Raw genomic sequence first — 8,327 nt, 5'->3', positions numbered from 1 at the left:
TGACCGTGGCGCTCCACCGTTTGCGGCCGCCATAAGGCTGGTCGCGTATCGAGCGCCAGCGATCTCGGAGGCTGAATAGCGGACGCCACCGAGCGTATCGAGACCAAACCGAGTGCCCATCAGGTGTGATCCGGGGTGGGGCCGTTGTGCGGTGGCTCCATGGGTCGCGGCCCAGGATCAGGGCAACGTCATGGCGAGGCCGCCCGCGCGGACGGGCGACGCCCATTCCGCCGCGAAGACGCACGGCCGCTTCGATCCATCGGTGAAGCTGCGGTGAGACCTGAGTCGGCTCTCAGTGGCTGAGGCGGCGCGCGCGTAGCCCGCGATGGAGGAACCCCTGCCTAGGCTTGCACCCAGCGCCACTGCCGTGCCGCCACTCGACCGCGACGAACGACGAAGGACAAACAGGCGAGCATGTTGGACTTTGAGTTGATGCAGCGACACTTGGCTGTTGAGGACGCCGTATCCGTCCTTCTTCGAGGACACCTGTGGGTTGAGACCATAATCGTCGAGTTGATCAAGGCCGAGCTAGAGGTACCAGACGCCTGGCCCGAACTCAGCCGGCTTTCTTGGTCGTCGAAACTTGGACTCGCGCTGGCGCAGGGAAACACGCCGGACTTTGCTTCTTTCGGTGTCCTGAATCGCCTACGAAATCGCTTGGCCCACTCGCCTGCATTCGAACCTGACGCGAGCGCCGCCATGGAACTTGCGCGCGCTGTCGATGCTGACCTCAAGTCATTCTCCGATGTTTATGAGATCCCGTTCGAGCGCCCTAACCCGAAGGTCGACCCGCCTGCAGAGATCCTGCGCGCTTCGATCGAGGCACTGTTGGGCTACCTGATGGAAGCGCTAATCGAACTCTTGAAGCTAACGACCCAACGAAAGGTCGAGGCACTAGAGCGTCTGCAGGCAATGATCGCCAACAAGTCCAGTCCGCCAAAGGTTACGTGACCTAACCGAACGGACCTTCGAAGCCTGTCCTCGGCTGGGCGGACGCCCAGCCTGTGAAGTTGCGCCACAAGTCAGGCTTGGGGCTTTCCGTTGTTGTCGGAAGCCAAGTAGCCTGCGGTCGAGCGACACGCCGATCTGCCTAGACGAGGTGAGTCATACCGCCACCTGCGGGCGGGCAAACTGCGACCGGGACGACGGGAGACCTTACACCGAATTCGCAGGGAACCGACTCCAACGGATGGTGATCGCGGTGGGCATCGGCGTAGACCGACATGCCGCTCTTCCCGCCAGGTACGACGCGCCCAGTTTCGGCGCAGGTCCGCCGCCTCGCAGGGCCGGACGGTCGGGACCGCGACGATAGGCATGCCGTAGGGTCGCCGGCGTGAGTGAGGGAAAGGAACCAGGCGACGGCCCTTCTCGCCCCCTGTTGCTTGATTGGACCGTTGGCGGCCTGATGTTCGTCGGCGTGGCGATCACGATTCAGGCTGTTTTTCACCTTGAGGCCGGCTCAGCAGCTGAATGGGTTTCCGCCCTCGCAACGGTCGCTGCACTCGCCGCGGCGGTGTATGCGGGACAAGCTGCTTGGCGTCAACTTCGCATCCAGCAGCGAGCTCTCTTCGAGCAGGCTCATGACAAGGAAACTGGCCAAGCCCGGCTCGTGGCCGGATGGGTGTCGACCATTCATGTCGCTCGGAATTTAAGCACTAATCAGATTATCGGTATGTTCGGCTTGGACGTGGCTCTTCGAAATGCATCCGAGTTGCCCGTCTATGAACTCAGCGGTTGGGTGCAGGATCGCGAGACCGGCGGGTCAGTCGCAAGAGCGCCCTTCTCTATTCAGGTCCTCGAACCAGCAGCGACCCCGGCCAAGGAAACGATCTTGATGCGGACCGGCCTGCTTGATTTGACTGCATTGGGGGATCCGGAAGAACACAAACTGCCGAGCGCGTTCGAAGTCGAGTTCGACTTCCGCGATTCGGCTGGAAAGTGGTGGCACCGCTCCGGTGCTGGTGGCCTGTCGGCAGTCGAACCAGCGTGACGGTGCGTTCACTAGCAGTATGCGTGGGCATTCCGGTGCTAGCTGCGGAACGTTGAGGTCGGCACAAGTGTCCGCGCGCGTCGGACCCGCGTCACTCCGCCGCGTATCTCGCCTAGAGACCGCCAAACACGTGTTCACGAAGCCCGTCTCCAACTCGATCGATGGGCTCGGGACCAAAGTCCCAATTGTTCGGGCATTCGATCCTGTGCGCTGGCGAGTCGCTTTACGTTGCCTGCACCAGTCGCAGTGGCAGGAGACCGTGATGGCAGTGAACTCGGGTCGGCTCATCAAGGAAGCGCCTGCGTCGTCGGCGACGGTCCGCGTTGCCGTGGTTCGGGGTGAGCCCTCGCTGAGTCCCGCTCGGACCGCCGCAGCGCAGAAGACACGGCGGGTCCGCGTCCCCGAGCCGCGCGGCACTGACCGCGGTGCGTCCGAGGTCGAGCTGGCATGAGCGAGCAGGCACCGGCCGGTTGGTCTGCGGGTGAGCGGGCACGGCGGCAACGCGAGCGCGCGGATCGCTTGGCCGACTCGGCGGCGCGGTGGGAGAAGGGCGCCGAAGGCGAGGCAGCGACGGCGGCGGTGCTGGCGCAGTTACCTCCAGATCAGTGGACCGTCTTCCACGATCTGCGATGGCCAGGTCGCAAGTTCGCCAATGTCGATCACATCGTCGTCGGGCCGCCCGGCGTCTTCGTGATCGACTCCAAGAACTGGAGCGGCTCGATTCGCGTCGATGGGGACGTGCTCCGCGTCAATGGCCGAGCACGCGACCGAGACGTGGCAGCGGCAGCCGAAGCCGCCATCGCGGTCAGCCAGCTGGCCCCGACCGTCACGCCTCAGCAGGTGCTGCCTGTCCTGTGCTTTGTGCGCGACGACGACATGCTCGCCGGCTGGGCGCGGGACGTCATGATCTGCTCGACGTCGAACCTTCTCACCATGCTGAGGACGCGGCCGGCCGCATTGTCGGACGAGGAGCGGCAGTCCATCGGGCTCGAGCTGGACGGGTCCATGCGGTCGATGGCCGAGCCTGCGTCGTACGCCGCCACGCGGCTGCCGCCAAGGGGCGGTCGCGCTGCAGGTCGCCCGGCGTCCACCACCCGGCGGCGGCGCTCGAGGAAGAAGCAGGCGCCGGTCGGGCAGCTCGTCGTTGCCGCGTTGGCGCTGACCTTCGCCTTCGTGCCAGCGGTACGGGAGCCCGCGACCGAGTGGCTCGTCTCGAGGTTCGTGACCGGCACCGCCACGACTGGCGAGTCCGAGACAGCACCCCGCGCAGGCGAATGCCCCACGAACGCGCCCGTGAAGGGCTTCACCAATGCGAGAGGCAAGCAGGTCTACCTAGCGCCCGGTGCGAGGCGCTACGCCGCCGTGGACGCCGACCGCTGCTTCGTCGACGCGGCCGCCGCCACCAAGGCTGGCTTCGTCGCGGTGCGCGGCGGCTGAAGTCTCACGCAGCCAGCGCCGGGAAGCCGATGCGGACGGCACCGGTCGGGTACCGAGCACGCATGGGAATCCTCCGGAAAGCCGCTGCGCTCGGCATCGCCAAGAAGCTCTACGACGAGTCACGCAAGCCCGAGAACCAGCGCCGCATCAGGGAGGCGATGGACAAGATGAAGGCCCGGCGCGCCAAGGGTCGCCGGCGCTGAGGCGAGGCCTCGGCCAGGCGCGGCGCGGTAGCGCCGATCGGGCGTACCCCGTTTGGGGTATCCGCCGCACGAACCACGCCTGCCACGCAGGCGCGCCAGCAGACGATCAGGGCGCCCGGTCCGCTCCGGGTGTCGCCGGACCTTCTCGGGTCAAGCCGTTCCGCGACGTCACGCCAACGATCGGGGAGCCCACATGTCCTTCCGGAGGGTGCTCGCGGCCGGTGCCGCGCTTCCGCTGCTGACCGTCACGGCGCCTTGGGCGTTCGCCGACGACATCTCGAACGACCTCGACGCCACGATCGACGCGGTGGCCGAGGTGATGCCGCTCAACGTGGGCGGCGACGCCGGTACGACGACCTTGGCCGTCACCCCGCGCAACGGTGACGGCAAGAACGGCTGCAACCTGACCGCCGCCACGACGCTGACCCTGGCGATCGCCTCCTCCGACACCAGTGTGGCCACCGTGTCGCCGAGCAGCGTGACGTTCACCGCCTGCTCCGACACCAAGCTCCTGACCGTCACGCCGCACGCGGAGGGCACCGCCACCGTCTCGGCCCGTCAGACGGCCAACACCACCGGCGCGACGTTCGACCTGACCCGGGCGACGTTCACCGTCGACGCCGCCCCGCCGGCCAACACCGCGCCCACGCTGACGATCGCCGGCGTCACGGACGGTGCGTCGTACACCAAGGGCTCCGTCCCGGCCGCGACCTGCGAGGTCGCCGACGCCGAGGACGGGCCGTCGTCGTACGCCGCGACGCTCAGCGCCGTCGCCAGTCCGTACGCCGCCGACGGGATCGGCAGCCGCACCGCGAGCTGCTCCTACACCGACGGCGGCGGCCTGCAGGCCAGCAGCTCGGTGACCTACTCGATCGTCGACGCCACCGCCCCGGTCGTCGGCTACACGCTCACCCCGGCCGCCGCCGACGGCGACAACGGCTGGTACCGCAACGCCGTCACCCTCGACTGGACCGTCACCGAGGCCGACTCGCCGAGCTCGCTCGTGCTCACCGGCTGCGAGGACACGACCGTGACCGACGACCAGGCGGCGACCGAGTACACCTGCCAGGCCGCCAGCGCCGGCGGGTCCAGCGACCCGGTCAGCGTCACGCTCAAGAAGGACGGCGCCGCACCCGACGTGCCCACCGTCACGGCTCTGCCCGCACCCAACGCCGCCGGCTGGAACAACACCGACGTCACCGTCAGCTTCACCGACAACGGCGACAACGGCCCGAGCGGTGTCGCGCGCTGCACCGACGCCGTCCTCGTCGACACCGAGACCGACACCGACGGCCGGAGCGTCTCCGGCACCTGCAGCGACGCCGCCGGCAACACCAGCAGCGCCGCCGCGACCACCGTCAAGCTCGACAAGACCGCTCCCAGCACGCCGGTGCTGAGCACGCTGACCGACGGCGCGTCGTACGACTTCGGCAGCGTGCCCGCCGAGCCCACCTGCACCGCCACCGACGCGCTCTCCGGCGACGCCGGTTGCGTGGTGACCGGCTACAGCACCGCGGTCGGCAGCCACACCGTGACCGCCACCGCCCACGACGTGGCCGGGAACGCCAGCACCGCCTCGGTGACCTACACGGTGATGCCCTACCGCTTCTCCGGCTTCTACTCGCCGGTCGACATGGGCAACGTCCTCAACACCGTGAAGGCGGGCAGCACGGTGCCGCTGAAGTTCGAGGTCTTCACCAGCGCCGCGGAGCTCACGAGCACGTCGGCCATCGCCCAGTTCAGCGTCCGCGAGGTCAGCTGCGCCTCGCTCGGCACCGCGCTCAGCGACGCGGTCGAGGTGACCACCACCGGTGGCACCGCGCTGCGGTACGACGCCACGGCCGGCCAGTTCGTGCAGAACTGGAAGACCCCGGCCGGTGCCGGTCGCTGCTACGCCGTCACGGTCACCACGAACGACGGCCAGACCCGCGGTCCGGCGCTGTTCAAGCTGAAGTAGTCGCCCCGCGAGCCGGCAGGCCCCGGACGCCTACTGCTCCGGCAGTGCGTCCGGGTCCTGCCGCCGCGAGGCTTCGCGGGCCTGCTCGTGGATGCGCCGGCCGGCGATGCGGGTGAAGGTCACGCTGACCACGATCCCCAGCGCGACGACGCCGGCGCCGATGGCCGCCATCATCCCCACGTGCTCGGGGCTCTTCACCACGAGTCCCGCAAGGTAGAGCAGCAGGCCGACGGTGAGCAGCAGGAAGCCGATCCGCTTCTCGGCCAGCAGCTGGGCGTGGGTCGAGATCGCGTCTGGCTCACCGACTGCGGAGCCCTCGTCGCCGATCTCCTCGCGCAGCTCGACGATCGACTCGGCGTTGTGGGCATGGGACAGCACGGCCGCGCCGACCAGGTCCAGGGCCACGCCGCTCACCAGCAGCACCTCGGTCGCAAGGGACACCGTGCACCTCCGTTCCACCGGTGCGGCGCACGCGGTGACTCACCTTTGCGCACGCCGTCGCCGGTAGCAACCCTCGCCCCAGGGGGGTGGGGTGTTCAGCTGCTCAGCGCCGCGAAGCGGTCGAGCGCAGCCGGCGTGGACGCCGCCAGCCGCTGACGTGCGCTGTCGAGTGCCGGCGAGGGGCCGTAGTCGGGCGGCACCCGTGCCGGGTTGAGCGCGACGGTGTCGGCCCACGCCTTGATGTCGGGCTCCGCGGAGAACGACATCGCGGCCCGGGCGCCGAGGACGTTCATCCGGGCCCAGTCCGGCAGGCTGTTGCCGTAGGTCGACGGCGGGCAGAGCCGGTTCTTCTCGGCGTCGTCGGAGCGGGTCGCCTCGACGTACCCGATGAGCGCCGCCCCGAAGCACGGGAAGCCGGTGCGGATCGGCTGCAGGGTGATGAGGTCCGGCTGCCAGACCGGGACGGGTGGTCGCAGCGGCAGGCCGTCGGCGGCGCAGTGCACGACCAGGGCGTCGTGGGCGACGGCGACCGTGCTGTCGTCGAAGGCCAGCCTGCCGCGCGAGACCGACCGGAGGTGCCCGCGGCGTACGACGTTCTCGACCGTTCGCAGCAGCTCGAGCTCCCAGGTGGCGAGCGTCGGGGTCTTCGCCATCGTCGGCGTGACGGCCGGGTCGATGCGCAGCATGACGCCGCGCTCCTCGAGTCGCAGGAAGAGCTCGTCGAGCGAGGGCGAGGACGCGGCCGACTCCATGATGTCGGCGGCCATGCCGAGGAAGACGGCCGGATCCGGCTGCACCACCGCGCGGTTGAACATCCACGGATCCCGCGGGCGGACCCAGCAGATCGCGTCGGGATCCACGCCGTGCATCAGCAGGGAGACGATCGCGTCGGTGGCGGTCTTGCCCGAGCCGGTGATGACGTACGGACTCGAAGCGTCCGCCAAGCCCGGGAGGTCGTTGGGGGCGATGACCCGGGCGTCGGGAGCGACGTCGAAGGGTGGCGGCGTCTCGGCCGGGATCGCGGGGGAGAGGTAGGTGGAGTCGACGATGCGGCACGTCGGCGGGACCGCGAGCCGCTCACCCGTGCCGGGCGAGACGACGGCGCCGCCGGCGTACTCGCTCTCGGGGAGGAACCTCACCCGGCCCGAGCCGACCATCCGGTCGAGCACACGGGCGTAGTAGGCGACGATCTCGGGCTGCGACGCCCGCTCCTGCAGGCCGGCCTCGGGCCCGGTCTCCTGGATCCGACCGCCGCCGAGCAGGGTGGTGGCGACGCCGTAGAAGGCCGAGGCCTGGTGCAGGCGCACGAAGGGGTAGGCGTCCAGCCAGTGCCCGCCCGGGGCGGGGCGCCGATCGACGATCGCGACCCGCGCCTCGGCGTGCTCGACGAGCGTGTCGGTGAACGCCATCCCCATGGCGCCGGCGCCGACGACCAGGTAGTCCGCCTCGATGACGCGGTTCACCCCAGCAGCCTACGACCGGCCGAGGGCTCGTGGGGATCCGCAGAGACCGGACGCCGGCCGCGGCCGCCGCGGCCGGCGTCCCGGCGCGCGTCTCACCTGAGGCGCAGGCCTCCGTTCTGCCCGAGAGTCCGATGGGTCAGCGCAGCTGGCCGCGGATCTCGCCGGCGGGGTACTGGGTGGTGTGGACGTTGGCGTACGTCGCGTACGCCTTGATGGCGTCGACGAGCTCGCGGAACTCGCCCGCCGCGATGCCCTGCGCGGCCGGACCGACCACGGCAGCCATGGTGATGGTGCCCTTGACGGTGCCCGAGGCCGGACAGGTCGGCGTGCCGGCCGGACCGTTCCCGAGGTTCGTGCACAAGAAGGCGCTGATCCCGCCCGACTGCGACGGCCGGCCGAAGTGGATGTGCGCCTGCGAGACCGCGGTCGGCAGGTTCGCGTAGCGCAGCGCGTAGTCGATCTCCTGGTTGCGCCAGTCGATGGTCGCGCGGAAGTACCCGCGTCCGGGCGTGGACAGCGCCGCCGGGTCCTCGTTGTAGCCGCTGAGGACGGCACGCACGGTCATCGATCGATGATGGTTCCGGTCGTCGCCCTGGGCGGCCGTGATCATCGTGGTTGCTCCCACTAGTCCAGCTGCGGCAGCGGCGAGGCCGAGCCGCAGCACCTGTCGGTTCATGTGCTCTCCTTCATCTCGATGTGATGTCTCAGGACATCGGAAACTCCCGGACCTACAACTGGTAGGTCCGGGAGTTGTCATTTCGGGGTCGGTCGGGTGGTGTCGGCGGGTGTTCCGGTGGGCTGGTAGTCGCGGTCGGGGTCGATGACGAGGTCGCGGA

Annotated in this window: 8 protein-coding genes; 5 read left to right on the top strand and 3 right to left on the bottom strand. The window is 69.1% G+C overall.

What is annotated here, in order from left to right; all coding sequences use genetic code 11:
* Positions 1–414 precede the first annotated feature (414 nt).
* From VGE38_RS03675 to VGE38_RS03655, 5 genes are all read left to right on the top strand, one after another.
* Positions 415–951: a hypothetical protein gene (locus VGE38_RS03675; protein WP_331141186.1), complete on the top strand. Its 537-nt coding sequence runs from the start codon at positions 415–417 to the stop codon at positions 949–951.
* 382 nt (positions 952–1,333) lie between these two features.
* Positions 1,334–1,990 (top strand): hypothetical protein, encoded by a 657-nt coding sequence (locus tag VGE38_RS03670; protein ID WP_331141185.1) that lies wholly within the window; start codon positions 1,334–1,336, stop codon positions 1,988–1,990.
* A gap of 447 nt (positions 1,991–2,437) precedes the next feature.
* Positions 2,438–3,427 (top strand): nuclease-related domain-containing protein, encoded by a 990-nt coding sequence (locus VGE38_RS03665; RefSeq protein ID WP_331141184.1) that lies wholly within the window; start codon positions 2,438–2,440, stop codon positions 3,425–3,427.
* 62 nt (positions 3,428–3,489) lie between these two features.
* Entirely contained in the window at positions 3,490–3,630 is a 141-nt protein-coding gene (locus VGE38_RS03660) for a hypothetical protein (RefSeq protein ID WP_331141183.1), read from the top strand.
* A 193-nt stretch (positions 3,631–3,823) separates the two neighbouring features.
* The gene (locus VGE38_RS03655) at positions 3,824–5,587 is read left to right on the top strand and encodes a PxKF domain-containing protein (protein ID WP_331141182.1); all 1,764 of its coding nucleotides are present in this window, start codon (positions 3,824–3,826) and stop codon (positions 5,585–5,587) included.
* A gap of 30 nt (positions 5,588–5,617) precedes the next feature.
* Here the strand turns inward: VGE38_RS03655 and VGE38_RS03650 are convergent, their stop codons facing one another.
* The 3 genes from VGE38_RS03650 to VGE38_RS03640 all read right to left on the bottom strand — a co-directional run bounded on the left by VGE38_RS03650 (position 5,618) and on the right by VGE38_RS03640 (position 8,056).
* Positions 5,618–6,028, bottom strand: coding sequence for a hypothetical protein (locus VGE38_RS03650; RefSeq protein ID WP_331141181.1), 411 nt, complete (start codon positions 6,026–6,028; stop codon positions 5,618–5,620).
* 95 nt (positions 6,029–6,123) lie between these two features.
* Positions 6,124–7,491 carry an NAD(P)-binding protein gene (locus VGE38_RS03645; RefSeq protein ID WP_331141180.1) on the bottom strand — a complete coding sequence of 456 codons (1,368 nt, stop codon included), beginning with the start codon at positions 7,489–7,491 and terminating at the stop codon, positions 6,124–6,126.
* A 136-nt stretch (positions 7,492–7,627) separates the two neighbouring features.
* On the bottom strand, positions 7,628–8,056 hold the full coding sequence (locus VGE38_RS03640) for a CHRD domain-containing protein (protein ID WP_331141179.1): 429 nt from the start codon (positions 8,054–8,056) through the stop codon (positions 7,628–7,630).
* Between the last annotated feature and the right edge of the window lie 271 nt (positions 8,057–8,327).

Origin of the sequence: Nocardioides sp., assembly GCF_036405735.1 — a bacterium.
Lineage (GTDB): Bacteria > Actinomycetota > Actinomycetes > Propionibacteriales > Nocardioidaceae > Nocardioides.
Note: the sequence above shows the minus strand (reverse complement) of the source record. Positions and strands in the feature narration are given on the sequence as shown.

Bases quoted from the DNA above. Each gene is read 5' to 3' on its own strand.
- VGE38_RS03675 (WP_331141186.1), top strand. From the start codon at position 415: ATGTTGGACTTTGAGTTGATGCAGCGACACTTGGCTGTTGAGGACGCC.
- VGE38_RS03665 (WP_331141184.1), top strand. From the start codon at position 2,438: ATGAGCGAGCAGGCACCGGCCGGTTGGTCTGCGGGTGAGCGGGCACGG.
- VGE38_RS03655 (WP_331141182.1), top strand. From the start codon at position 3,824: ATGTCCTTCCGGAGGGTGCTCGCGGCCGGTGCCGCGCTTCCGCTGCTG.
- VGE38_RS03640 (WP_331141179.1), bottom strand. From the start codon at position 8,056: ATGACCGTGCGTGCCGTCCTCAGCGGCTACAACGAGGACCCGGCGGCG.
- VGE38_RS03660 (WP_331141183.1), top strand. From the start codon at position 3,490: ATGGGAATCCTCCGGAAAGCCGCTGCGCTCGGCATCGCCAAGAAGCTC.